Below are 23,952 nucleotides of genomic sequence, written 5' to 3' on the forward strand. Positions count from 1 at the left end.
CCGAGTGCGCGATACTGGGATTGAACCAGTGACCCCTACCGTGTCAAGGTAGTGCTCTCCCGCTGAGCTAATCGCGCTCGACCAGCACTGACGTGCCGACCTGGGGCTGACCCCGGTGGATCCGAGTGCGCGATACTGGGATTGAACCAGTGACCCCTACCGTGTCAAGGTAGTGCTCTCCCGCTGAGCTAATCGCGCTCGACCAGCACTGACGTGCCGTCCCGGGGCTGACCCCGGTGGATCCGAGTGCGCGATACTGGGATTGAACCAGTGACCCCTACCGTGTCAAGGTAGTGCTCTCCCGCTGAGCTAATCGCGCGGGGAGGGCCCCCGGCGAACCAGGGGCACCTCTTGGAGGTGGAGACGGGATTTGAACCCGTGTACACGGCTTTGCAGGCCGTTGCCTCGCCTCTCGGCCACTCCACCAGGCAACTTCTGAAGAACGATCTTACCCTGTTCCCCATCGAGCGGACGACGAGATTCGAACTCGCGACCCTCACCTTGGCAAGGTGATGCTCTACCAACTGAGCCACGTCCGCCTGTCTCCCGGCTGCTTCCCCGTGTTTTCTCGGTTCCGCGTCCCGGCGACGTGTTGAACTCTAGCGGATTCCCCGGCCAGCTAAAAATCCGTTCCCGCAGCGTGGCGCGGGGGTGGCCACGAGGTGGCGGTTCGTCAGCCGTACCGGCACGTGCAGGCGCCGCACCCCGCAGGGCGCCGACCTACACTTCAGGCACCGGGGCCACCCCCGGCCCGCGCGCCCGCACCCGGGCCAGCAGCACCGAATCCGCGCAGGAGAACCGTGTCCGGCCGCACCACCCCCCTCAGCCCCGACCAGCCGATGGCCCGCTTCGGCGGACTCCTCGTGACCGGGCTGCGCGAGGTCACCTCGGACCCGGCCGCCCTGGACTCCACCGGCTTCTGGGCGGTCGCCCACGACTTCGAGGGCCGGCTGATCTGCGCCCGCTTCGACGAGCTGCGCCCCGACCCGACCCCGCCCGGCGGCGCCACCACCGGAGCGGCCGGGGGCGGCTGGCTCGGCCCGCACCCCGACAGCTGGCACAGCTCGCTCGACCGCACCGCCTACACCGCGGGCGTCCGCCGCATCCGGGAGCACATCGCGGCCGGCGAGGTCTACCAGGCCAACCTCTGCCGGGTGCTGTCCGCGCCGCTGCCCGATCCGGCGCGCACCGACATCGACGCACTGACCGCCCTGCTCGCCCACGGCAACCCGGCGCCGTACGCAGGAACGATTCGGCTCCCCTCGCACGGGGTGGAGATCGCCACCGCCTCGCCCGAGCTCTACCTGCGACGGCAGGGCGACACCGTGTCCTCCGGGCCGATCAAGGGCACCGGCCGGACCGAGCACGACCTGCTGGAGAAGGACCACGCCGAGAACGTGATGATCGTCGACCTGGTCCGCAACGACCTCGGCAGGGTCTGCGAGACCGGCAGCATCACCGTCCCCGACCTGTGCGTGGTGGAGAAGCACCCCGGCCTGGTCCACCTGGTCTCCACCGTCCAGGGCACCCTGCGCGCCGGCGCCGGCTGGCCCGAGCTGCTGGCCGGCACCTTCCCGCCCGGCTCCGTCACCGGCGCCCCCAAGTCCAGCGCCCTGCGGATCATCGAGGCCCTGGAGACCGCCCCGCGCGGCCCCTACTGCGGAGCGATCGGCTGGGTGGACGCCGACCGCGGCCAGGCCGAACTGGCCGTCGGCATCCGCACCTTCTGGATCGACCGGACCGAGGGTCGGCCGGTGCTGCGGTTCGGCACCGGCGCCGGCATCACCTGGGGTTCGGACCCCGAGCGCGAATGGGACGAGACCGAGCTCAAGGCCGCCCGCCTGGTCGCGATAGCGTCGGGCACCCACCTGTTCTGATCCCACCCCCGAGGAGCAGCGCCCGATGAAGATCTGGGTCAACGGATCCCTGGCGGACGGCGAGCGTGCCGCCCTCTCCGTGCTCGACCACGGACTCACCGTCGGCGACGGCGTGTTCGAGACCGTGAAGGCGGTCGACGGCCGCGCCTTCGCCCTCACCCGCCACCTCGACCGGCTGACCCGCTCCGCCCGGGGCCTGGGCCTGCCCGACCCGGACCACGAGGAGGTCCGCGAGGCCTGCGAGCAGGTCCTGCGCGCCAACCCGATGCCGCTCGGCCGGCTCCGGATCACCTACACCGGCGGCACCTGCCCGCTCGGCTCGGAGCGCGGCGACCAGCCGCCCAGCCTGGTCGCCGCCCTCGGCGCCGCCAAGCCCCGGCCCGACACCACCGCCGTGGTCACCGTCCCCTGGCGCCGCAACGAGCACAGCGCCGTCGCCGGCCTGAAGACCACCTCCTACGCCGAGAACGTGGTCGCCCTCGCCGCCGCCCACCGCGCGGGGGCCTCCGAGGCACTGTTCGCCAACACCGCGGGCCTGCTCTGCGAGGGCACCGGATCCAACGTCTTCCTGGTCGTCGACGGGCAGCTGGTCACCCCGACCCTGGCCTCCGGCTGCCTGGCCGGCATCACCCGGCAGCTGACCGTGGACTGGACCGGCGCCCAGGAGCGGGACCTCCCCTTCGAGGCGCTCCTGGCGGCCGAGGAGGTCTTCCTGACCTCCACGCTGCGCGACGTCCAGGCGGTCGTCCGGATCGACGACCGGGAGCTGCCCGGCCCCGGCCCGGTCACCCTCAAGGCGATGGCCCAGTTCGCCGAGCGCAGCGCGGACGACCTCGACCCCTGAGAACGCCTGAGAACGCCTGTGGACGCCTGAGCGCCCTCGGGACCTCGACCGCCGGGCACCCCGCCGAGCCGGCCCGCCGTACGCGGGGTAGAACCGGGCTCCCACCGGGAAGGGAGCCCTCATGACCACCACCCTGCGCCCCGAGGGCGCCGAGCACTCCTGGCCCGGCGGCGGCCGCAGCCGGCGCTGGCAGATCTGCGTCAACGGCCGGCCGGTCGGCGGCCTGCGCACCACGGCGCTGCCCCGGGGCCCGCAGTGGTGGGGCGAGATCTCCGAGCTGGAGGTCACCGAGGGCCGCCGCCGGGGCCGGGCCACCATCGGCGCGCTGGCCGCCGAGGAGGTGCTGCGCGGCTGGGGCTGCACCCGGCTGGACGTCGCGGTGCCGACCGGGGCGACCGCCGCGCTGCGGCTGGCCCGGATGCTCGGCTACACCGAGCGGATGCGCAACATGGCCAAGCGGCTGGACGTCGCGCCACTGCTGCCCGGCAGCCTGAGGGTGGACCGGATCGGCCCGGCCGAGTACGAGGACTGGCTGGCCGAGTCCGAGGCCGGCTACCTCGCCGACCTGCTCGGATCCGGTCTGACCGAGGCCCAGGCCCGGGCCAAGTCCGACGCCGACCACGAGCAGGTCCTGCCCCGGCGGGAGGCCACCGAGGGAGTCGCCCTGCGGCAGCTGCGGGGCACCGACGGCGCCGTCCTGGGCAGTCTCTGGGTGGCGCTGAGACAGTCCACGCTGCCGGACGGCAGCCCGCTGGCCTGGGTCATGGTGGTGCAGGTCGCGGAGGGCCGGCGCGGTGAGGGCCACGGCCGCAGCCTGATGCTGCTGGCCGAGCGCGAATGCCTGGCCGCGGGCGTCCACCACCTCGGGCTGAACGTGTTCAGCCACAACGAGGTCGCCACCGCCCTCTACCGCTCGCTCGGCTACCGGGTCACCCTGCGGGTGCTCGGCAAGCAGCTGTACTGAGCGGCCGCTCAGCCGGCCCGGTGCTGCTCGATCAGCTCGACGATCCGCTCGCGCAGCCCGTCCTGGCTCTTCCCGCCGTCCAGACGCTGCCCGGCGATCACATAGGTGGGGGTGCCGCTGACACCGATCGCCTTGCCCTCGGCCTGGTCGGCGTCGACCAGCAGGGTGTGCCGGCCGTCGATCAGCGCCAGGTCGAGCTCCTCGGCGTCCAGACCGAGCTCCTCGGCGACCGCGACCAGGAACTTCTGGCCACCCCGGTCCAGCTCCTCGACCCGGCCCAGCACGGCCTCCACGTACTCCCAGCCACGCCCCTGGTCGAAGGCCTCCTGGGCGGCCTCGGCCGCCGCGTAGGCGTGCTTGTGCTTCTCCAGCGGGAAGTGCCGCAGCTCGACGGCGAGCGCGTCGCCGTACCGCGCGCGCAGCGCCCGTACGTCGTCCAGGGCGGTGCGGCAGTCCGGGCACTGGAGCTCGCACCAGAGCTCGAGGCGGGGGAGGGAGGCGTCGGTCATGGCTCCCAGTCTCCCACCCGGGTGCGCGGGGCCCGGCCACCCGGCGGATCAGCCCGCGGTGACGGCCTCCGCCGAGCGTTGCCGGGCCCGGTAGGCGGCCACGTGCAGCCGGTTGCCGCAGGTCCGGCTGTCGCAGTAGCGGCGGGAGCGGTTGCGGGAGAGGTCCACGAAGACCCGGGCGCAGTCCGGTGCCTCGCAGCGGCGCAGCCGCTCGCGCTCGCCGGCCATCACGATGAAGGCCAGCGCCATCCCGAGCTCGGCCGCCAGGTGGTCGCCGATGGCCGCGTGCGGGGCGAAGTAGTGGATGTGCCAGCCGTGGTGGTCGTGGTTGGTCAGCCGGGGCGTGGTGCCGGCGGCCGCCACCAGTGCGTTGACCAGCTCGGCGGCGTGATCGGTGGTCTCGGCGGAGAACACCGCGCGCAGCTCTCCGCGCAGCGCCTGCACCGCGGCCAGGTCGGCCGGGGTGAGGGAGTCGATCTCGCTGATCTCCTGCCCCACCACGAACGCGGACAGGGCCGCGACATCGGGCAGCTGCTCGGCGCCGCACGCCTCGGGCGCGGTGTTGAGCAGCTCGACCAGAATGCTCAGCGCGCACTCGGTGTCATGGGTGATCAGCACGTGGGGGCTCCTCACGCGGCGGGGGCCGGTGCCACCCGCGTCGGTCATCACCCGTGACTCTACCGGCAGCCACCGTCACCCGGCGGTGAACGGGCGCGTACGCGACATTCCGGCCGCCGCCCGGGGCGCGCGCCGACGACGACGGCGCGACCCTCACCCGGTCAGGGGTGGTGGCCGCGCCGTGGACGCGTGCTCCGCTGGGTGTTCGATGGTGCGGTGCGGATCATGTTCCTCGCTCTGGGCCGGCCCCGGGCCGCGTGCAGCGGCCGGTGCAGCGTCCGTGCCCCCGAGTTGGACGGACGCGGTGAGGATCACCCTGCCGCTCGCAGGCGGCGGGCACCTCGGTCGGGGTCAGCTCTCGGCGAGGATGTGGGACAGCTCCCGGTCCAGGTCGAAGTGACGGTGTTCGGTACCGGGTGGCACGGCGGCGTCGGTGCGCTTGAGAAAAGACTCGAGCGCACGTGCCGGGGCCTCCAGCAGGGCTTCTCCTTCCGGAGAACTGAGGGCGATGCAGACCACCCCCTGTCCATGGCTGCGCGAGGGCCACACCCGCACGTCGCCGGTGCCGGTGGGTCGGTGCAGCCCCTCCGCGAGGAGGTCACGGGCGAACACCCACTCAACGGTCTCGTCGGCACCGGTGTGGAACGTCGCGTGCACGGCATAGGGGTCGGCGGTGTCGTAGCGCAGGCCCGCGGGGACGGGCAGTGAGGACTCGCTGGACACGATGAGGCGCAGGTGCAGCTCGCAGCTGACCGTGGTGTTCATAAGCGCCAGGGCCTTTCGCTCAGTGTGCGCTCGGGGAATCGCACGTCGGCGAACGGACCATCCCACCTCTAAGCCCGCTGTAAACCCGTCTGTCCTGATTCAGGTGCGAGTCGTACCCCTTCCGGCGCATTGCGGAATCGCCATGGGCACCCCGCCCGGCCCCGTCGGGCCCGGAACTCGGGTACTTTTCGCGGCATGTCTGTGCGAAGTGACAAGGAACGGGTGGAGACGGTCACCGCGAGCGCCCCGGACGACGGTGCCGGGCGGCCGGCCGGGTCCAGGGCGCCGGCGTTCATCCGCCGCTCGCCGGCGCTGCACCGGACCTGGCGGGTGATCGTCTTCCTGGCCGGGCTGGCGGTGGTCGGGCTGGGGGTCGTGCTGCTGCCGCTGCCCGGCCCGGGCTGGGTGGTCATCCTGCTGGGCATGGGCGTGTGGGCGACCGAGTTCGTGTGGGCGCAGCGGGTCCTGCGCTGGACCAGGCGCAAGGTGGCCGAGGCGGCACACCGTGCCATGGACCCGAAGGTCCGCCGGCGCAACCTGGCGCTCACCGCGCTCGTGCTGGTGCTGATCGCCGCGGCGGCCGGCTGGTACCTGTGGCGCTACGGGCTGGCGATGCCCTGGTAGCCGCAGGGGGCTCCGGGCGTGTTCGGAGCACCCCGGCAGATGGGGTAATGTTTTCCCTGCACCCGGGCGATTAGCTCAGCGGGAGAGCACTTCGTTCACACCGAAGGGGTCACTGGTTCGATCCCAGTATCGCCCACCGGAATGCACAGTAAGGCGTAGGGCCCCGGCCATTCATTGGCCGGGGCCCTACGCCTTTCCCGATATCCCGCAACTCCTGATGCCTATTCACCAGGCAGGTGCACAGGGGGATCTGTGGGGGCGTCGGCCGGGGCCGGCGGAAGGCGATTGGAGACCTGTGGCCAAGTAGTGCTAGTCTTCTTCTCGTTGCCCGGGCGATTAGCTCAGCGGGAGAGCACTTCGTTCACACCGAAGGGGTCACTGGTTCGATCCCAGTATCGCCCACCGAGCACAACAGTCAGGCCCCGACCACCAGTTGGTCGGGGCCTGACTGCTGTTCCGGTCGATCCGGGCCGCTCGCCCCGCTCAGGCCGCCAGGTCACAGCGGTGGTCGGCGCTCAGCCGGTGGCCGCAGGTGCAGCGGGCCGGCCGCAGCGGCCAGGCGAAGTCCACCTGCTCCGGGGTGCCCGAGCGGTCGAACCAGCGCTGCAGGCCACGGGCCTGGGCCGCGTGCCAGACCGCCTGGCGCAGGTGCAGCTCGGGCGGGGCCAGTGCGCCTATCCGGTCGGGGAAGCGGGAGCCCAGCGCCCGGACCAGTTGGAGCGCGGCGCCCGCGTCGGCGGCGGCGTCGTGCGCGCCGACCAGGCTGATGTCGTAGTGGGCGCACAGGTCGGTCAGGGTGCGGCGGCCCTTGCGGTAGCGGTCCACGTGCTTGTCCAGCACCCATGGGTCCAGCACCAGCAGTTCGCCGCCGGCCAGCGCCTCGGACAGCGAGCCGCCGCGGTGCCGGCGCAGCTCGCGGTCGAGCAGGGTCAGGTCGTACGGCGCGTTCATCACCACCACCGGGACGCCGGCGGCGGCCTGTTCGGCCAGTGCCCGGGCGATCTCGCCGACCACGGCGCGGGCCGGGCGGCCGTGGGCGCGCACCTGCTCGTCGCTGATGCCGTGCACCGCGCGGGCGCCGTCGGGGATCGGGACGCCCGGGTCGGCCAGCCAGCCGACCGTCCGCACCGGCAGGCCGGGGGCGGGCTGGAACACCAGGGCGGCGGAGACGATCCGGTCGGACTCGACGTCCACGCCGGTGGTCTCGGTGTCGAACGAGGCGAGCGGACCTTCGTACCAGTGCCCTGACTGCTCCATGACTGCCCCTCACGGTGCCACCTGGCGGGGCGCCGCGCGCCGCCGAGGACCGGTGGCGCGCCGCGCCCAGCGGCGTTACGCAGAGGTGATACCGCAGTTGACGCCCACTCAATCCCGGTTCGGCGCGACCCGGCGGAGCGGGGGTGCCTCACCCAGGGTGAGGGTGTGCTCACTGGGGCGGCGGGGTGATATCGGTGCACGGCGGCCGGTCACGGCTCGGTACCATCGGGGGTGCGCAGCAGAGTGCTGTGGCACACAGATGTCAGGAGAGACCGGTGACCGACGTCCGGATCATCATCAACCGCGAACCCGATCGGGAAGAGCGCGTGGTGACCACGGGCACTACCGCCGCCGATCTCTTCGCCGACGACCGCTCGATCATCGCCGCCCGCGTCGGCGGTGCGCTGAAGGACCTCGCCTACCAGGTGGGCGAGGGCGACGAGGTCGAGCCGGTCGCGATCGGCAGCAAGGACGGCCTGGACATCCTGCGCCACTCGACCGCGCACGTGATGGCGCAGGCCGTGCAGGAGATCTTCCCGGAGGCCAAGCTCGGCATCGGCCCGCCGATCAAGGACGGCTTCTACTACGACTTCGACGTCGAGAAGCCGTTCCACCCCGATGACGTCAAGGCCATCGAGAAGCGGATGCAGGAGATCATCAAGCGCGGGCAGAAGTTCTCCCGCCGGGTGGTCACCGACGAGGCCGCCCGCGCGGAGCTGGCCGCCGAGCCGTTCAAGCTGGAGCTGATCGGCCTCAAGGGCAGCGCCTCGGTCGAGGACGGCGCCTCGGTCGAGGTCGGCGCCGGCGAGCTGACCATCTACGACAACGTGGACCCGAAGACCGGTGACGTGTGCTGGGGCGACCTGTGCCGCGGCCCGCACCTGCCGTCCACCCGCAACATCCCGGCCTTCAAGCTGATGCGCTCGGCCGCCGCCTACTGGCGCGGCAGCGAGAAGAACCCGCAGCTCCAGCGCCTGTACGGCACCGCCTGGCCGACCAAGGACGAGCTCAAGGCGCACCTGGAGTTCCTGGAGGAGGCCGCCAAGCGCGACCACCGCAAGCTCGGCAGCGAGCTCGACCTCTTCTCCATCCCGGAGGAGATCGGCTCCGGCCTCGCCGTCTTCCACCCCAAGGGCGGCGTGATGCGCCGGGTGATGGAGGACTACTCGCGCAAGCGCCACGAGGAGTCCGGCTACGAGTTCGTCTACTCGCCGCACGCCACCAAGGGCACCCTGTTCGAGCTCTCCGGCCACCTGGACTGGTACGCCGACGGCATGTACCCGCCCATGAAGCTCGACGGCGAGACGGACTACTACCTCAAGCCGATGAACTGCCCGATGCACAACCTGATCTACCGCTCGCGCGGCCGGTCGTACCGCGAACTGCCCCTGCGGCTCTTCGAGTTCGGCACCGTGTACCGGTACGAGAAGTCGGGTGTCGTGCACGGCCTGACCCGGGCCCGCGGCTTCACCCAGGACGACGCGCACATCTACTGCACCCGCGAGCAGATGGCCGACGAGCTGGACTCGCTGCTCACCTTCGTGCTGAACCTGCTGCGCGACTACGGGCTGAACGACTTCTACCTGGAGCTCTCGACCAAGGATCCGGAGAAGTTCATCGGGTCGGACGAGGACTGGGAGGAGGCCACCGAGACCCTGCGGGCGGCCGCCGAGAAGCAGGGGCTGGAGCTGGTCCTCGACCCGGCCGGCGCGGCGTTCTACGGTCCCAAGATCTCGGTGCAGGCCAAGGACGCGATCGGGCGGACCTGGCAGATGTCGACCATCCAGGTCGACTTCCAGCTGCCGCAGCGGTTCGAGCTGGAGTTCCAGGGCTCGGACGGCAACCGGCAGCGGCCGGTCATGATCCACCGGGCGCTGTTCGGTTCGATCGAGCGCTTCTTCGCGGTGCTGCTGGAGCACTACGCCGGCGCCATGCCGCCGTGGCTCGCCCCGGTCACCGTGGTGGGGATCCCGATCACCGACGAGCACATCCCGTACCTGCGGGAGGTGGCGGCCGAGCTGAAGAGGCACGGCATCCGGGTCGAGGTGGACGCCTCGGACGACCGGATGCAGAAGAAGATCCGCAACGCGCAGAAGCAGAAGGTCCCCTTCATGCTGATCGCGGGCAACGACGACGTCGAGGCGGGCGCGGTCTCCTTCCGCTACCGCAACGGCGAGCAGAAGAACGGCGTCCCGGTGGCCGAGGCGGTCGCCGAGATCGTCGACGCCGTGGAGCGCCGCATCCAGGTGTGACCGGGCAGGTGTGACCCGGCGCGGGGCAGGCTCGTCATGAGTCTGCCCCGCACTGGTTTCCCGGCGGGCCGCGGCGCCTATGCTGATCAGCATGACGAGCGAGCCGGAACTGCAGCAGGGCGTGGGGGAGCCGGACGGCTTCCAGCGCCTGTGGACCCCCCACCGGATGGCGTACATCCAGGGTGAGAACAAGCCCACCGGGCCGGCCCCCGACGACGGCTGCCCGTTCTGCTCGATCCCGGGGCTCAGCGACGAGGACGGGCTGATCATCGCCCGCGGCGGCTCGGTCTTCGCGGTGCTCAACCTGTACCCCTACAACGGCGGCCACCTGATGGTGGTCCCGTACCGGCACGTGGCCGACTACACCGATCTGGACGAGGCGGAGACGGTCGAGCTGGCCGACTTCACCAAGCGCGCGATGACCGCGCTGCGGGCCGCCGCCGGTGCGCACGGCTTCAACATCGGGATGAACCAGGGCGCGGCCGCCGGTGCGGGGATCGCCGCCCACCTGCACCAGCACGTGGTGCCGCGCTGGGGCGGGGACACCAACTTCATGCCGGTGGTGGGGCACACCAAGGTGCTGCCGCAGCTGCTCGCCGACACCCGGAAGATGCTGGCCGACCTCTGGCCGCAGGGCTGAGGCGACGCGCTACGACCGAGGGCCGGCCCCGGGGATCGGGGTCGGCCCTCGGTCGTGCGCCGCCGGTCAGCCGGCGTCGTAGCGGTCCGCGTGGTACGGACGGGCGCCCTGCATCTCGGACTTCATGATGTTGGAGCGGTTGGTGAAGCGGTCGACGCTGACGTCGTGCTCCTCCAGGAAGTCCATGGTCGCGGCCAGGATCACGTTGACCACCGGGGTCGCGCCCTGGATGACGTCGTCGGACTTGAACCGGCTGGGCCAGGTCTTGTCCGCCCAGGAGGCGCGCAGGCTGAACGGCTCGGGCAGGCCGATCGAACCGCCGAGCCAGGTGAGCAGGGTGGGGACCCGCATGAACGGCGCGCGGACGGCCTGCCGGACCACCTCGTCGTTGTCCACCAGGGACAGCTGGACGGTCTGTTCCTCCCAGAACCGGACCGTCTTGGGGATGTTCTTCTCCTTGGGCTTGGGCTTCGCCGTGAAGTACCCGGCGATCGGGCCGAGCGCGTGGCCGGTCACGCTGACCCGCAGGTTGTTGTGCAGCACCGAGATGTCGACCAGCATGGTCGCCACCAACTGGCCCTTGTGCAGCACGAATTGGACGGCGATCCGGTGCCGCAGATCGGTGCCGTAGGTCTGCCGGTTGGCGACCTCGCCGATGGCGAAGTCACGCATCCGGTAGCCGTCCATCTCGCTGCCGCCGGGGCGCCCGATCTCGTCCGCGCCCTCGGGGATGTCCTGCACCACCCACTGGTGGACCGCGGGGCGGGGCATCGCGCCGTTCGGGATCTCGCTGGTGGCCAGGGAGCCGAGCCGGTCGGCGATCTTGCGGGCCAGGTCGTAGATGTGGAAGACCCGGAAGTCCTCGTGGCCCTCGGCCGGGCGGAGGTCCTCGGAGAGGTCCCAGTTCGCCCAGCGGGCGCCGACGCCGAGGACGCCCTTCGTGCCGGCGTAGTGCTGGACGTTGGTCTCCTGCTCGGCCGTCAGCCGGTCGAGCGAACCCTTGAGCTCGGTGGCCTTCTTGTCGAGGTGGTCCCGGGGCACCGCCTTGGGCACGGTGGCCGCGACCGCGCTGCCCTCGACCAGGCCGCTCCAGCGGGCCCGCTGCTCCAGGGTGGAGCGCAGCGCGATCCGCTTGGCCAGGAACCAGCCGAGCACCGGGCCGAGCATCATGATCCGGAAGTACAGGCTCCACAGCCCGCCGACCGGCGGCCGCACGGCCAGCAGCACGGCGAGGCCGGCCGCCACCAGCAGGGCCAGGGTGCCGAAGAAGCCGTCCCGTGCCGAGCCGGCCTTCGCGAAGTGCGCGCGGACCTGGTAGGCGGCGAGCCAGATCAGGGTGCCGGGCAGGAACAGGCCGCCGCACAGCAGGGTGACGGTGCTGAGCTGCTTGTCCCGGGCGTCGCGCAGGTCCTGGGCGGCCAGGCAGTGCTCGACCACCATCCGCACGTCGGTGCCGAAGGAGGGCACCAGCGGGTTGCGCTTGGGCGGCAGGGTGCGGTCGAGCAGGGCGCGGCTGAAGGCCTCGCCGGCGCTCGGCCGGAACAGGGCGAACTTGCCCTCCTTGACCTTGACCCCGGTGAGGTCGCCCAGCGCCGAGTACGGCGCGTCGCGGTAGGCGGCCGAGGAGAGCGCCTGGGTGACCGCGGTCTGGTTGCCGACGTCCGTCCGGGGTATCTGCGCACCCGGGGTCATGTCGAGCTGGCTCACTGTGGCAGGCCCTCCTCCCCTTGTCAGCGGCAGGTTACCGTGCCGCCGCCTGCTCGCGTGGATGATCGTCTGAACCGCAGTCACATCTCGGCCACCGCCGATCCCGTCAGGATGCTGCTCGTTCGCGGCGCGCTTCGATCCTCGGGTGATCGGTTGTCTTCGGCGGGTGCTCCGATGCGGCAGGATCGGGGGCATGGCTGAGGACATTTCACGGGACCCGGTGCTGGTCTTCGACGGCGATTGCGGCTTCTGCACCACCTGTGTGAACTTCGCGGAGCGCTACCTGAGGGCGAGCCTGTCCTCGGGGGGCTGGGCGGCGGTGCCGTTCCAGTTCGCCGACCTGCCGGGGCTGGACGCCAGGGCCGGCGGCCGGGGCCAGGTCACGGCGGAGCGGGCCGAGCGGGAGGTGCTCTGGGTGACGCCGTCCGGCGCGGTGTACGGGGGCGCGCAGGCGGCCGCCCGGCTGCTGCTGCGGTCGGGGGGCGCCTGGGCGTACCTGGGCGCGGTGCTCACGCTGGCGCCGGTGCGCCCGCTCGCGGCGGCGGTCTACCGCTTCACGGCCCGCCACCGGCACCAGCTGCCGGGTGGCACGGCGGCCTGTGCGCTGCCGCGGCGCGGGCACTCCTGAGGGCAGGCGGCGGGGCGGCCCCGGGGGTGCTCAGGAGGCGCGCTCGTAGCGGGCCGCGACGGCGCCCGGCATCGGTGCGTGCCGGACGTAGCTGCGCGAGAAGCTGCCGGTGCCGTGCGAGAGCGAGCGCAGGTCGACGGGGTAGTGGGTGAGTTCGATCTCGGGGACCTCGGCGCGGACCAGGCTGAGGCCGGGGCCGCCCGGCTCGGTGCCCAGGACGTGGCCGCGCCGGGCGGAGAGGTCGCTGAGCACGGCGCCCTGGTACTCGTCGGGCAGCAGCACCTGGACCTCGTCCACGGGTTCGAGCAGCTGGACCTTGGCGTGCCCGGCGGCCTCCTTGAGGGCGAGCGCGGCGGCGGTCTGGAAGGCGGCGTCGGAGGAGTCGACCGAGTGCGCCTTGCCGTCGGTGAGGGTGACCCGGATGTCGGTGACCGGGTAGCCGGACAGGACGCCGTGGGCGAGTTGGGCCCGGACGCCCTTCTCCACCGAGGGGATGAAGTTGCGCGGCACCGAGCCGCCGACCACGTGGTCGACGAACTCGAAGCCGCCGCCGGGCAGCGGCTCGACGGTGAGGTCGCAGATCGCGTACTGGCCGTGGCCGCCGGACTGCTTGACGTGCCGGCCGTGGCCCTCGGCGCGGGAGCCGAAGGTCTCGCGCAGGGCGACCCGGTAGGGCACGGTGTCGACGTGCACGCCGTAGCGGGTGCGCAGCCGGTCCAGGGTGACGGCCTGGTGCGCCTCGCCGGTGCACCAGAGCACGAGTTGGTGGGTGTCCGGGTTCTGTTCGACGCGCAGGGCCGGGTCCTGGGCGGCGAGCCTGGCCAGGCTCTGGGAGAGCCGGTCCTCGTCGGCCTTGCTGTGCGCCTCGACGGCGACCGGGAGCAGCGCCTCGGGCACCGGCCAGGGCGGCAGGGTGTCCGGCCCGGTGGTGAGGGTGTCGCCGGTGCGGGCGGCGGTGAGTTTGGCGAGGCAGACCAGGTCGCCGGCGACGGCGTGCGGGACGGGGCGCTGCTGGCGGCCGAACGGGCAGCTGAGCGCGGTGACGCGTTCGTCGGGGTGGCCGGGGAGCTGGGCGGTGGTGTCCGGGCGCAGGGTGCCGGCGTAGATCCGGGTGAGGCTGAGCCGGCCGACGTACGGGTCCTCGCCGGTGTGGACGATCTGGGCGGCGAGCGGTGCGTCGGTGTCGCAGGGCGGTAGGTCGTCGGCGCGGTCGAGCGGGGAGGGGAAGGCGGCGGCGATCAGGTCGAGCAGTTCGGTGGCGCCGGGGGCGGGGCCGCCGGGGTCGGCCGGCGGGGCGGTGGCGAGGACGGGGTGCAGGGTGTCCTGGCGCAGTTCGCGGCGGAGCGCGGCGGTGAGGGCCGCGGTGTCGAGTTCCTCGCCGGCCAGGTAGCGCCCCAGCAGTTCGTCGTCCTCGCCGGCGATGGCTTCGGCCAGCCGGGCCCGTTCCTCGGTGAGGTCGCCGGTCTCGTCGGGTCGGCCGGTGCGGGCGCCGGTGAGCAGGTCGACGGAGCCGGTGAGGTGGCCGTCGGTGAGCGTGTAGTGGTGCAGGGGCAGGAGGGTGTCGGTGCGGCCGTCGGCGAGGGTCCGGCGGAGTTCGTCGAGGGTCTCGTCGAGGCGGATCCGGGCGGCGTTGAGGTGGGTGAGGACCACCGCCCGGGGCATGGCGGCGGCCGCGCACTCGCGCCACAGGGCGAGGACGGCGGGGCCGACGGGTTCGGTGGCGGAGATCACGAACAGGGCTGCCTCGGCGGCCCGCAGGCCGGCCCGCAGCTCGCCGGCGAAGTCGACGTAGCCGGGTGCGTCGAGCAGGTTGATCTTGGTGTCCTGCCAGGAGATCGGCAGTAGCGAGAGCTGGACGGAGCGCTGCTGGTGGTGCTCGATCTCCTCGTGGTCGCTGACGGTGGTGCCGTCGGGGACGGTCCCGGCCCTGGTGAGGGCGCCGGCGGTGAGGGCGAGCGACTCGGCGAGGGTGGTCTTGCCGGCACCGCTGGCGCCCACCAGTACGACGTTGCGCAGCTGGTCGGGTCGGTCGGCGGTGGGGGCCGGGCTGTGGGTGACTGTGCGGTCCGCCATGGCTGCTGAGACCTCCGTGCGCCCCGCTGGTCCGTTACTGTCGGGGACGGGTCGATCACGTCCCGTAGGTGCCGAACTGCCCTGGGCGGTGGTCAGTTGGCCTGAATGCCCGCTCGCGGGCGTGGGGCGACGGAGCGCGCGAGCAGCGTGGATACCATTGTCCAGCCGGGTGGGACGATCCGCTCGGTCGCCCGGTGCCGGTAGCGGCTCGGAGCGGAATCCCGAGAATCGGAGCGGTCCGGAAGGCCATGCTCAACAAATACGCGCGTGCCTTCTTCACACGTGTCCTGACGCCGTTCGCCGCCCTGCTGCTGCGCTGGGGCGTGAGCCCGGACGCGGTGACGCTGATCGGTACGGCCGGGTCGGTCGCGGGGGCGCTGGTGTTCTTCCCCCGGGGCGAGTTCTTCTGGGGCACCATCACCATCACCCTGTTCATCTTCTCCGACCTGGTCGACGGCAACATGGCCCGCCAGGCGGGGCGTTCCAGCAAGTGGGGCGCGTTCCTGGACTCCACGCTGGACCGGGTCGCGGACGCGGCCATCTTCGGCGGCCTGGCGATGTGGTACGCCGGGACGGGCGACAACAACCTGCTGTGCGTGGTCGCGATCTTCTGCCTGGCCAGTGGCCAGGTGGTCTCGTACACCAAGGCGCGCGGTGAGAGCCTCGGCTTCCCGGTGGACGTGTCGGGGCTGGTGGAGCGGGCCGAGCGGCTGGTGATCACGCTGGTCGCGGCGGGTGTGGCCGGTCTGCACACCTTCGGCCTGCCGTACGTGGAGTGGCTGCTGCCGTTCGCGCTGTGGGTGGTGGCGGTGGGCAGCCTGGTGACGATGCTGCAGCGGATCCTGACGGTGCGCCGGGAGTCGATCGAGATGGAGCGGGCGGCCGCGGCGCTGGCCGGTGCCGAGGGGGCGGAGTGAAGGACCGGCTGGTGGACTCGGCCTACGCGCTGGGCTGGGCCGCGGTGAAGCGGCTGCCCGAGCCGGTGGCCCGCGGGCTGTTCGACCGGATCGCGGACTCGGTCTGGCGCAAGCAGGGCAAGGGCGTGCGGCAGCTGGAGGCCAATCTGGCCCGGGTGCACCCGGAGGCGGACCAGGCCCGGTTGCGCGAGCTGTCGCGGGCGGGGATGCGCTCCTACCTGCGGTACTGGATGGAGTCCTTCCGGCTGCCGGCCTGGAGCCTGGCGCGGATCGCGGACGCCGTCACGGTCAAGAACATCGAGGCGCTGAACGAGGTGATGGCCGCCGGGCGCGGCGCCGTGCTGGCGCTGCCGCACATGGCCAACTGGGACCTCGCCGGGGCGTGGATCGCGTCGGCCGGCGGGTATCCGTTCACCACCGTCGCCGAGCGGTTGAAGCCGGAGTCGCTGTTCGACCGCTTCGTGGCGTACCGCGAGGGTCTGGGCATGGAGGTGCTGGCGCTGACCGGCGGCGAGGTGTCGGTGATCGGCACGCTGGCCCGGCGGCTGCGCGCGGGCGGGCTGGTCTGCCTGGTGGGCGACCGGGACCTCTCGGCGGCCGGGATCCCGGTGGACTTCTTCGGTGAGCCGACCCGGATGCCGGCCGGTCCGGCGGCGCTGGCCCAGCAGACCGGCGCGGCGCTGTTCCCGGTGACGCTCTGGTTCGACGGGCCGATGCTGCGGGCGGAGATCCACCCGGAGGTGGCGGTGCCGGCCGAGGGCGACCGGCGCGAGCGCACGGGGGTGATGGTCCAGGCCCTGGCCGATGTGTGGGCCGAGGGGATCCGGGAGCACTCGGCGGACTGGCACATGCTGCAGAAGCTGTGGCTGGCGGATCTGGACGGTCCGCGGCCCGTGAGGGGGAGCCAGTGAAGATCGGCATCGTCTGCCCGTACGACTGGGACGTGCCCGGCGGGGTGCAGTTCCACATCCGCGACCTGGCCGAGCACCTGATCGGGCTCGGGCACCGGGTCTCGGTGCTGGCGCCGGCGGAGGACGACGAGGCGCTGCCGCCGTACGTGGTGTCGGCCGGGCGGGCGGTGGCGGTGCCGTACAACGGCTCGGTGGCCCGGTTGAGCTTCGGGATCCTGTCGGCGGCCCGGGTGCGGCGGTGGCTGCACGACGGGCGGTTCGACATCCTGCACGTGCACGAGCCGAACTCGCCGAGCCTGTCGATGCTGGCCGCCTGGTCGGCGTCCGGTCCGATGGTCGGGACCTTCCACACCTCCAACCCGCGCTCCCGGGCCATGATCGCGGCTTCGCCGATCCTCCAGCCGGGCCTGGAGAAGATGAGCGCCCGGATCGCGGTCAGCGAGTACGCCCGGCGGACCTTGGTGGAGCACCTGGGCGGTGACGCGGTGGTCATCCCGAACGGGGTGGACGTGCGGTTCTTCGCCGACGCCGAGCCGGATCCGCGCTGGCAGGGCACGGCGGTGGACGGCGGGGCGGGCACCATCGGCTTCATCGGCCGGATCAACGAGCCGCGCAAGGGGCTGCCCACGCTGCTGGCGGCGCTGCCGAAGATCCTCGCCGAGCGGCCCGGTGTGCGGCTGCTGGTGGCCGGCAAGGGCGACGAGGAGGAGGCCGTGGCGGGCCTGGCCCCCGAGGTGCGGGCGCAGGTCGAGTTCCTCGGCATGGTGACCGACGCGGACAAGGCCCGGCTGCTGCGCAGCGTGGACCTGTACGTGGCGCCCAACACCGGCGGGGAGAGCTTCGGGATCATCCTGGTCGAGGCGATGTCGGCCGGTGCTCCGGTGCTGGCCAGCGATCTGGACGCGTTCCGGCAGGTGCTGGACGGCGGCGGGGCCGGCGAGCTGTTCCCGGTGGAGGACGCCGAGGCGCTGGCCGGGGCGGCGGTGAAGCTGCTGGGCAATCCGCAGCGCCTGGCGGAGCTGCGCGAGGCGGCGGCGCGGCACGTGCGGCGGTTCGACTGGGACACCGTCGGGGCGGAGATCCTCTCGGTCTACGAGACGGTGACGGACGGGATGCCGCCGGTCGCCGAGGACGAGCGCACCGGGTGGCGCGAGCGTTTCGGCCTGGGCCGGGACTGAGAGGAGGGCTCCCGTGCCGCAGATCACCGTCGACCACTCCGACCGGGTGCACCTCGACCGGCGGGCCTTCGCGGCCGAGCTGCACCCGCTGGTGGTCGAGACGATCGGTGGCGACCTGTCGGCGTGCAAGACCCGCTTCCGCCGGGTCGAGGAGAGCTACGTGGGGGACGGCGACCCGGCCCGCGACGTCCTGCTGCTGGAGATCCGGATCTTCCTGGACGGCCGCACGGTGGAGCGGCGCGGCGCGCTGTCCGAGGCGCTGCTGGCCCTGCTGGAGCGGCACGCGGTGCCCGCCGAGGGCGTCGAACTGCACCTGGCGGTCGATGTGGTGGAGCTGGACCGGCGGACCTACCGGAAGTCGGTTTCGGCGGCGGGGTAGCGTAACGCCCCGTGACTACCTGGATCTGGGCCGCCGCGGCGGTCGTGCTGTTCGCCGTCTACCTGAGCTGGACGGCGGGGCGCCTGGACCGGCTGCACGCGCGGATCGACGCGGCGAAGGCCTCGCTGGACGCCCAGCTGGTCCGGCGGGCCGCGGTGGCGATGGAGCTGGCCACCTCCTCGCTGCTGGACCCGGCGGCCTCGATCCTGCTCTACGAGGCCTCGCACGCGGCCCGGCAGAGCGAGGACGAGCACCGCGAGGTGGCCGAGAGCGAGCTGAGCCTGGCGCTGCGGGCGGTCCTCGCGGAGCCCGAGCAGGTGCGCGCGCTGCTGGCGGCGCCCGGCGGCGCGGAGGCGGTGAAGGACCTGACGGCGGCGGTCCGCCGGGTGCCGATGGCACGGCGGTTCCACAACGACGCGGTCCGGGCGGCCCGAGCGGTACGCGAGCACCGGCTGGTTCGCTACTTCCGGCTGGCGGGCCGGGCGCCCTTCCCACTGGCCTTCGAGATGGACGACGAGCCGCCGGTGGCCCTGACTCCGGAGGGCGCTCCCGCGTAGGGAGCGCCGCCGGATCCAGCCTGTTTGTCGTATGCCGAACGTGGCGATGGACTGGATGGCGCATGGGTCACGGCCTCTTCGGGCCTACGATAGGGCGATAGCACTGGTTCATCTTCGAGTGAGGTCTCACGTGTCCACCACCCCCATCACCGCAGACCAGCCGCAGATCGGCACCGCCCGCGTCAAGCGCGGCATGGCCGAGCAGCTCAAGGGCGGTGTGATCATGGACGTGGTCAACGCCGAGCAGGCGAAGATCGCCGAGGACGCCGGTGCGGTGGCCGTCATGGCCCTGGAGCGGGTCCCCGCGGACATCCGCAAGGACGGCGGCGTGGCCCGGATGTCCGACCCGAACATGATCGAGGAGATCATCGCCGCGGTCTCCATCCCGGTCATGGCGAAGTCCCGGATCGGCCACTTCGTCGAGGCCCAGGTCCTCCAGTCGCTGGGTGTCGACTACATCGACGAGTCCGAGGTGCTGACCCCGGCCGACGAGGTCAACCACTCCGACAAGTTCGCCTTCACCACGCCGTTCGTCTGCGGCGCCACCAACCTGGGCGAGGCGCTGCGCCGGATCGCCGAGGGCGCGGCCATGATCCGCTCCAAGGGCGAGGCCGGCACCGGCAACGTGGTCGAGGCGGTCCGCCACCTGCGCCAGATCAAGAACGAGATCGCCAAGCTGCGTGGCTTCGACAACAACGAGCTGTACGCCGCCGCCAAGGAGCTCCGCGCCCCGTACGAGCTGGTCAAGGAGGTCGCCGAGCTCGGCAAGCTCCCGGTGGTGCTGTTCTCCGCCGGTGGCGTGGCCACCCCGGCCGACGCCGCGCTGATGCGCCAGCTGGGCGCCGAGGGCGTCTTCGTCGGCTCCGGCATCTTCAAGTCGGGTGACCCGGCCAAGCGCGCCGCCGCGATCGTCAAGGCCACCACCTTCTACGACGACCCGAAGATCATCGCGGACGCCTCCCGCAACCTGGGCGAGGCCATGGTCGGCATCAACTGCGACACCCTGCCGGAGACCGAGCGCTACGCCAACCGCGGCTGGTAACCACTCCCGCAGCATGCTCGTCGGCCCGCCGCGGCTCCACTGCGCGGCGGGCCGCGCCACGTACCCAGACCGAAATCCCAAGGGGTAACAACCGTGTCCTCCAACAACCCGGTGATCGGCGTCCTCGCCCTGCAGGGCGACGTCCGCGAGCACCTGATCGCGCTCGCCGCCGCCGATGCCCTCGCCCGCCCGGTGCGCCGGGCCGAGGAGCTGGCCGAGGTCGACGCGCTGGTGATCCCCGGCGGCGAGTCCACGACCATGTCCAAGCTGGCGATCCTGTTCGGCGTGATGGACCCGCTGCGCGAGCGGGTGGCCGCGGGGATGCCGGTCTACGGCACCTGCGCGGGCATGATCATGCTGGCGGACAAGATCCTGGACGGCCGGGACGACCAGGAGACCGTCGGCGGCATCGACATGACGGTGCGGCGCAACGCCTTCGGCCGGCAGAACGAGTCCTTCGAGTCCGCGATCCCGTTCCAGGGCCTGGCGGGTGAGCCCGTCAACGGCGTGTTCATCCGCGCCCCGTGGGTGGAGTCGGTGGGCGAGGGCGTCCAGGTGCTGGCCGAGGTGCCGGCCGCCGACGGCCCCGACAGCCGGATCGTCGCGGTCCGCCAGGGCAACCTGCTGGCCACCTCGTTCCACCCCGAGCTGACCGGTGATCACCGGGTGCACGCCTACTTCGTCACCATGGTCGAGAGCGCCCTCGAAGGCTCGCGCTGACCGTGTGCGAGGTGCCGGTGACGACACCGGTAAGATCTCCTCTGTTCATTTCCATCTGGCGACGTAAAGGAGCTGGCGATGTCCGGCCACTCTAAGTGGGCTACCACCAAGCACAAGAAGGCCGTGATCGACGCCAAGCGCGGCAAGCTCTTCGCCAAGATGATCAAGAACATCGAGGTGGCGGCCCGCACCGGCGGCGGCGACCCGGCGGGCAACCCGACGCTGTACGACGCCATCCAGAAGGCGAAGAAGAGCTCCGTCCCGATCGACAACATCAACCGGGCCGTCAAGCGCGGCTCGGGCGCCGAGGCCGGCGGGGCCGACTACTCGACGATCATGTACGAGGGCTACGGCCCGAACGGCGTCGCGGTGCTCATCGAGTGCCTCACCGACAACCGCAACCGCGCCGCCTCCGACGTCCGGGTCGCGATGACCCGCAACGGCGGCAACATGGCCGACCCGGGCTCGGTGTCCTACCTGTTCAACCGCAAGGGCGTCATCATCGTCCCGAAGACGGACGGCGTGGACGAGGACAAGGTCTTCGAGGTCGTCCTGGACGCCGGCGCCGAGGAGGTCAACGACCTCGGCGACACCTTCGAGGTGATCTCCGAGGCCACCGACATGGTCGGCGTGCGCACCGCGCTGGTGGACGCCGGGATCGACTACGACTCGGCCGACGCCAACTTCGTGCCCAGCATGCAGGTCGAGCTGGACGCCGACGGCGCCCGCAAGATCTTCAAGCTGATCGACGCCCTCGAGGACAGCGACGACGTGCAGAACGTCTTCGCCAACTTCGACATCAGCGACGAGGTCGGGGCCCAGCTCGACGCCGAGTAGGCGCCTCCCGCACACCGGCCCGGTGGTCCGCTCGGACCGCCGGGCCGGTGTCGTCGGTCCGGCTGTCGGAGGCGACCGGTAGCCTTCCCGAGTCGGACGAGAGGCGGGGCTTGCGGTGCGGGTGCTGGGTGTGGACCCTGGGCTGACCAGGTGCGGCGTCGGTGTGGTGGACGGTGCGCCCGGCCGGCCGCTGACCATGGTCGGGGTCGGGGTCGTGCGCACGCCCGCGGAGGCCGAGATCGGGCCGCGGCTGCTGCTGGTCGAGCAGGGCATCGAGCAGTGGCTGGACGAGCACCGGCCCGATCTGGTGGCGGTCGAGCGGGTCTTCGCCCAGCACAACGTCCGGACGGTGATGGGCACCGCGCAGGCCAGCGCGGTCGCGATGCTCTGCGCCACCCGGCGCGGCATCCCGGTCACCCTGCACACCCCGAGCGAGGTCAAGGCCGCCGTCACCGGCTCCGGACGGGCGGACAAGGCCCAGGTCACCGCGATGGTCACCCGGCTGCTGCGGCTGGACGCCCCGCCGAAACCCGCCGACGCCGCCGACGCGCTGGCGCTGGCCATCTGTCACATCTGGCGCGGCGGCGCGACCAACCGGCTCACCGCCGCGATCGCCCAGGCCGCCGCGGCCGCCCCCGCGGCCCGGGCCGCCGCCCCCCGTACCGCCCGCCCCGCCGCCCGTCAGGAGTACCGCCGATGATCGCCTTCGTCCAGGGCCCGGTCGCGGCCGTCGCCGCCACCGTCGCCGTCGTCGAGGTCGGCGGGGTCGGGATGGCCGTCCAGTGCACCCCGGCCACGCTGGCCGGCCTGCGGCTCGGCGAGAGCGTCCGGCTGGCCACCTCACTGGTCGTCAGGGAGGACTCGCTCACCCTGTACGGCTTCGCGGACGACGACGAGCGGGCCACCTTCGAGATCCTCCAGGCCGCCCCGGGCGTCGGCCCCCGGCTGGCCCAGGCCATGCTCGGGGTGCACAGCCCGGACGCGCTGCGCGCGGCGATCGCCGGCGGCGACGAGCGGGCGCTGATCGCGGTGCCCGGTATCGGCAAGGCCAAGGCGGCCAAGCTGCTGCTGGAGTACAAGGACAAGCTGGGCGCCCCGCACGGCAGCGTGCCGGCCCAGAAGCCGATCGCCGCCGGCCCCGCGCCGTGGCACGAGCAGCTGCACGCCGCGCTGGTGGGCCTCGGCTACGCCCCGCGCGAGGCCGACGAGGCGGTCGCCGCCGTCGCCCCGGAGGCCGAGGCGCAGGCCGTGCCGGACGTCGGGGTCCTGCTGAAGGCCGCCCTGCGCGGGCTGAACCGCACCCGCTGACACCCCGTCCCGTCGCCTCAGCCATCTGACGACCTGTCCCCTTGTCGACATTGGAGCCCGCCCCGATGAGCCCGTACGACCCCGATCCCGCCGACCGCCTGGCCGCCGACCGGCTGGTGCGGGCGGCCGCCGACGGCGAGGACCAGGCGGTCGAGGCGGCGCTGCGCCCCAAGGCGCTGGACGAGTTCATCGGCCAGGAGCGGGTGCGCGAGCAGCTCTCGCTGGTGCTCCAGGCGGCCCGCCGGCGCGGCAGCGCCCCGGACCACGTGCTGCTCTCCGGCCCGCCCGGGCTCGGCAAGACCACCCTGTCGATGATCATCGCGGCCGAGCTGAACGCCCCGATCCGGATCACCTCGGGGCCGGCCATCCAGCACGCCGGCGACCTCGCGGCGATCCTCTCCTCGCTCACCGAGGGCGAGGTGCTCTTCCTGGACGAGATCCACCGGATGTCCCGGCCCGCCGAGGAGATGCTCTACCTGGCGATGGAGGACTTCCGGGTCGACGTGATCATCGGCAAGGGCCCGGGCGCCACCGCGATCCCGCTGGAGTTGCCGCCGTTCACCCTGGTCGGCGCCACCACCCGGGCCGGCCTGCTGCCGCCGCCGCTGCGCGACCGCTTCGGCTTCACCGGGCACATGGAGTTCTACACCCCGACCGAGCTGGAGCGGGTGGTGCACCGCTCGGCCGCCCTGCTGGACGTGGAGATCGACCCGGCCGGGGCCGCCGAGATCGCCGGCCGCTCCCGGGGCACGCCCCGGATCGCCAACCGGCTGCTGCGCCGGGTCCGGGACTTCGCGCAGGTCAGGCATGACGGCGTGGTCACCCGGGAGATCGCCGGCCGGGCCCTGGAGGTCTACGAGGTGGACGCCCGGGGGCTCGACCGGCTGGACCGGGCGGTGCTGGACGCGCTGCTGCGGCTGTTCGGCGGCGGCCCGGTCGGCCTGTCCACCCTCGCGGTCGCGGTGGGGGAGGAGGCCGAGACGGTCGAGGAGGTGGCCGAGCCCTTCCTGGTCCGTGAAGGGCTGCTCGCCCGCACCCCCCGCGGCCGGGTCGCCACCGCCGCGGCCTGGCAGCATCTGGGTCTGACCCCGCCGCTCCAGCAGCCGCGGCCGGCGGCCCCCGCGCCGCCCGGGCTGTGGGACGGGAAGAGCTCGGGCTGAGGGGGCGCCGCGATCGGGGCGTGAGCGAACCGGACGGAATCCGTGCAGGCGGAGGGTCGCCACTTTCGGCGGCATGATGCGATGCTTGGCGTTGTCCGATCAGAGCGGGTCGCCTAGACTCCGCCGGACCGCCCCTCTCGCCCGATGGGCCGACGCATACCATGGGCTGCCTCGGCAGGTGGCCT

The 23,952-nt window shown here is 72.5% G+C and carries 24 protein-coding genes and 7 tRNA genes; 20 read left to right on the forward strand and 11 right to left on the reverse strand.

Going from position 1 to position 23,952, the window contains the following annotated elements:
* Positions 1-5 precede the first annotated feature (5 nt).
* The 5 genes from AB0K43_RS13735 to AB0K43_RS13755 all read right to left on the reverse strand — a co-directional run bounded on the left by AB0K43_RS13735 (position 6) and on the right by AB0K43_RS13755 (position 539).
* Positions 6-77: transfer RNA gene (locus AB0K43_RS13735), tRNA-Val, on the reverse strand.
* A gap of 49 nt (positions 78-126) precedes the next feature.
* Positions 127-198, reverse strand: a tRNA-Val gene (locus AB0K43_RS13740).
* A gap of 49 nt (positions 199-247) precedes the next feature.
* Positions 248-319 (reverse strand) — tRNA-Val (locus AB0K43_RS13745).
* 33 nt (positions 320-352) lie between these two features.
* A tRNA-Cys gene (locus AB0K43_RS13750) sits at positions 353-426 on the reverse strand.
* Positions 427-466: 40 nt separating this feature from the next.
* A tRNA-Gly gene (locus AB0K43_RS13755) sits at positions 467-539 on the reverse strand.
* Between the two features lie 300 nt (positions 540-839).
* Between AB0K43_RS13755 and AB0K43_RS13760 the strand changes: the two genes are divergently transcribed.
* The 3 genes from AB0K43_RS13760 to AB0K43_RS13770 all read left to right on the forward strand — a co-directional run bounded on the left by AB0K43_RS13760 (position 840) and on the right by AB0K43_RS13770 (position 3,685).
* On the forward strand, positions 840-1,877 hold the full coding sequence (locus tag AB0K43_RS13760; RefSeq protein ID WP_363639374.1) for a chorismate-binding protein: 1,038 nt from the start codon (positions 840-842) through the stop codon (positions 1,875-1,877).
* A 25-nt stretch (positions 1,878-1,902) separates the two neighbouring features.
* Entirely contained in the window at positions 1,903-2,721 is an 819-nt protein-coding gene (locus AB0K43_RS13765) for an aminodeoxychorismate lyase (protein ID WP_363639174.1), read from the forward strand.
* Positions 2,722-2,842: 121 nt separating this feature from the next.
* Positions 2,843-3,685, forward strand: a complete 843-nt coding sequence (locus AB0K43_RS13770) for a GNAT family N-acetyltransferase (protein ID WP_363639175.1) — start codon at positions 2,843-2,845, stop codon at positions 3,683-3,685.
* Between the two features lie 8 nt (positions 3,686-3,693).
* On the opposite strand, the gene AB0K43_RS13775 is transcribed toward AB0K43_RS13770, so the two are convergent.
* The 3 genes from AB0K43_RS13775 to AB0K43_RS13785 all read right to left on the reverse strand — a co-directional run bounded on the left by AB0K43_RS13775 (position 3,694) and on the right by AB0K43_RS13785 (position 5,577).
* On the reverse strand, positions 3,694-4,194 hold the full coding sequence (locus AB0K43_RS13775) for a DsbA family protein (RefSeq protein ID WP_363639176.1): 501 nt from the start codon (positions 4,192-4,194) through the stop codon (positions 3,694-3,696).
* Between the two features lie 48 nt (positions 4,195-4,242).
* Entirely contained in the window at positions 4,243-4,812 is a 570-nt protein-coding gene (locus AB0K43_RS13780; protein ID WP_363639178.1) for a CGNR zinc finger domain-containing protein, read from the reverse strand.
* A gap of 351 nt (positions 4,813-5,163) precedes the next feature.
* Positions 5,164-5,577: an SsgA family sporulation/cell division regulator gene (locus tag AB0K43_RS13785; protein WP_030056266.1), complete on the reverse strand. Its 414-nt coding sequence runs from the start codon at positions 5,575-5,577 to the stop codon at positions 5,164-5,166.
* Between the two features lie 195 nt (positions 5,578-5,772).
* Between AB0K43_RS13785 and AB0K43_RS13790 the strand changes: the two genes are divergently transcribed.
* From AB0K43_RS13790 to AB0K43_RS13800, 3 genes are all read left to right on the forward strand, one after another.
* Positions 5,773-6,201 carry a TIGR02611 family protein gene (locus AB0K43_RS13790; RefSeq protein WP_363639180.1) on the forward strand — a complete coding sequence of 143 codons (429 nt, stop codon included), beginning with the start codon at positions 5,773-5,775 and terminating at the stop codon, positions 6,199-6,201.
* A gap of 64 nt (positions 6,202-6,265) precedes the next feature.
* A tRNA-Val gene (locus tag AB0K43_RS13795) sits at positions 6,266-6,337 on the forward strand.
* A 194-nt stretch (positions 6,338-6,531) separates the two neighbouring features.
* Positions 6,532-6,603: transfer RNA gene (locus tag AB0K43_RS13800), tRNA-Val, on the forward strand.
* Positions 6,604-6,684: 81 nt separating this feature from the next.
* Here AB0K43_RS13800 and AB0K43_RS13805 read toward each other — a convergent pair.
* Complete coding sequence (locus tag AB0K43_RS13805) at positions 6,685-7,458, reverse strand: exonuclease domain-containing protein (protein WP_363639181.1); 774 nt, start codon at positions 7,456-7,458, stop codon at positions 6,685-6,687.
* Positions 7,459-7,733: 275 nt separating this feature from the next.
* On the opposite strand from AB0K43_RS13805, the gene thrS reads away from it, so the two are divergent.
* Together thrS and AB0K43_RS13815 are read left to right on the forward strand one after the other, a co-directional pair.
* Positions 7,734-9,710 (forward strand): threonine--tRNA ligase, encoded by a 1,977-nt coding sequence (thrS, locus tag AB0K43_RS13810; protein ID WP_363639183.1) that lies wholly within the window; start codon positions 7,734-7,736, stop codon positions 9,708-9,710.
* A gap of 79 nt (positions 9,711-9,789) precedes the next feature.
* Positions 9,790-10,350, forward strand: a complete 561-nt coding sequence (locus tag AB0K43_RS13815; protein ID WP_363639185.1) for an HIT domain-containing protein — start codon at positions 9,790-9,792, stop codon at positions 10,348-10,350.
* Positions 10,351-10,416: 66 nt separating this feature from the next.
* Here AB0K43_RS13815 and AB0K43_RS13820 read toward each other — a convergent pair whose 3' ends face one another.
* Entirely contained in the window at positions 10,417-12,057 is a 1,641-nt protein-coding gene (locus tag AB0K43_RS13820) for a hypothetical protein (RefSeq protein ID WP_363639186.1), read from the reverse strand.
* Positions 12,058-12,250: 193 nt separating this feature from the next.
* Between AB0K43_RS13820 and AB0K43_RS13825 the strand changes: the two genes are divergently transcribed.
* Positions 12,251-12,685, forward strand: a complete 435-nt coding sequence (locus AB0K43_RS13825) for a DUF393 domain-containing protein (protein WP_363639188.1) — start codon at positions 12,251-12,253, stop codon at positions 12,683-12,685.
* Positions 12,686-12,715: 30 nt separating this feature from the next.
* On the opposite strand, the gene AB0K43_RS13830 is transcribed toward AB0K43_RS13825, so the two are convergent.
* Positions 12,716-14,758, reverse strand: coding sequence for an elongation factor G (locus AB0K43_RS13830; protein ID WP_363639190.1), 2,043 nt, complete (start codon positions 14,756-14,758; stop codon positions 12,716-12,718).
* Between the two features lie 248 nt (positions 14,759-15,006).
* On the opposite strand from AB0K43_RS13830, the gene pgsA reads away from it, so the two are divergent.
* The 11 genes from pgsA (at position 15,007) to ruvB (ending at position 23,767) form a co-directional block, all read left to right on the forward strand.
* Positions 15,007-15,675: a phosphatidylinositol phosphate synthase gene (pgsA, locus tag AB0K43_RS13835; RefSeq protein ID WP_363639192.1), complete on the forward strand. Its 669-nt coding sequence runs from the start codon at positions 15,007-15,009 to the stop codon at positions 15,673-15,675.
* 8 nt (positions 15,676-15,683) lie between these two features.
* A complete protein-coding gene (locus AB0K43_RS13840; protein ID WP_363639376.1) occupies positions 15,684-16,586 on the forward strand; it encodes a phosphatidylinositol mannoside acyltransferase in 903 nt (300 codons plus the stop codon).
* Entirely contained in the window at positions 16,583-17,764 is a 1,182-nt protein-coding gene (locus tag AB0K43_RS13845; RefSeq protein WP_363639193.1) for a glycosyltransferase family 4 protein, read from the forward strand. The genes AB0K43_RS13840 and AB0K43_RS13845 overlap by 4 nt, the downstream gene beginning before the upstream one ends.
* Positions 17,765-17,777: 13 nt before the next feature.
* Positions 17,778-18,143, forward strand: coding sequence for an isomerase (locus tag AB0K43_RS13850; RefSeq protein ID WP_363639195.1), 366 nt, complete (start codon positions 17,778-17,780; stop codon positions 18,141-18,143).
* A gap of 11 nt (positions 18,144-18,154) precedes the next feature.
* Positions 18,155-18,700, forward strand: coding sequence for a hypothetical protein (locus AB0K43_RS13855; protein ID WP_363639196.1), 546 nt, complete (start codon positions 18,155-18,157; stop codon positions 18,698-18,700).
* Between the two features lie 130 nt (positions 18,701-18,830).
* A complete protein-coding gene (pdxS, locus tag AB0K43_RS13860) occupies positions 18,831-19,742 on the forward strand; it encodes a pyridoxal 5'-phosphate synthase lyase subunit PdxS (RefSeq protein WP_350638556.1) in 912 nt (303 codons plus the stop codon).
* Between the two features lie 93 nt (positions 19,743-19,835).
* On the forward strand, positions 19,836-20,462 hold the full coding sequence (gene pdxT / locus AB0K43_RS13865) for a pyridoxal 5'-phosphate synthase glutaminase subunit PdxT (RefSeq protein ID WP_363639198.1): 627 nt from the start codon (positions 19,836-19,838) through the stop codon (positions 20,460-20,462).
* Positions 20,463-20,540: 78 nt separating this feature from the next.
* Complete coding sequence (locus AB0K43_RS13870; protein WP_363639199.1) at positions 20,541-21,299, forward strand: YebC/PmpR family DNA-binding transcriptional regulator; 759 nt, start codon at positions 20,541-20,543, stop codon at positions 21,297-21,299.
* 115 nt (positions 21,300-21,414) lie between these two features.
* Complete coding sequence (gene ruvC / locus AB0K43_RS13875) at positions 21,415-21,999, forward strand: crossover junction endodeoxyribonuclease RuvC (protein ID WP_363639201.1); 585 nt, start codon at positions 21,415-21,417, stop codon at positions 21,997-21,999.
* Positions 21,996-22,607 (forward strand): Holliday junction branch migration protein RuvA, encoded by a 612-nt coding sequence (gene ruvA, locus AB0K43_RS13880; protein ID WP_363639203.1) that lies wholly within the window; start codon positions 21,996-21,998, stop codon positions 22,605-22,607. The genes ruvC and ruvA overlap by 4 nt, the downstream gene beginning before the upstream one ends.
* A gap of 65 nt (positions 22,608-22,672) precedes the next feature.
* A complete protein-coding gene (gene ruvB / locus AB0K43_RS13885; protein WP_363639204.1) occupies positions 22,673-23,767 on the forward strand; it encodes a Holliday junction branch migration DNA helicase RuvB in 1,095 nt (364 codons plus the stop codon).
* Positions 23,768-23,952: the final 185 nt, after the last annotated feature.

The organism is Kitasatospora sp. NPDC049258, from assembly GCF_040678895.1.
Classification (GTDB): Bacteria; Actinomycetota; Actinomycetes; order Streptomycetales; family Streptomycetaceae; genus Kitasatospora.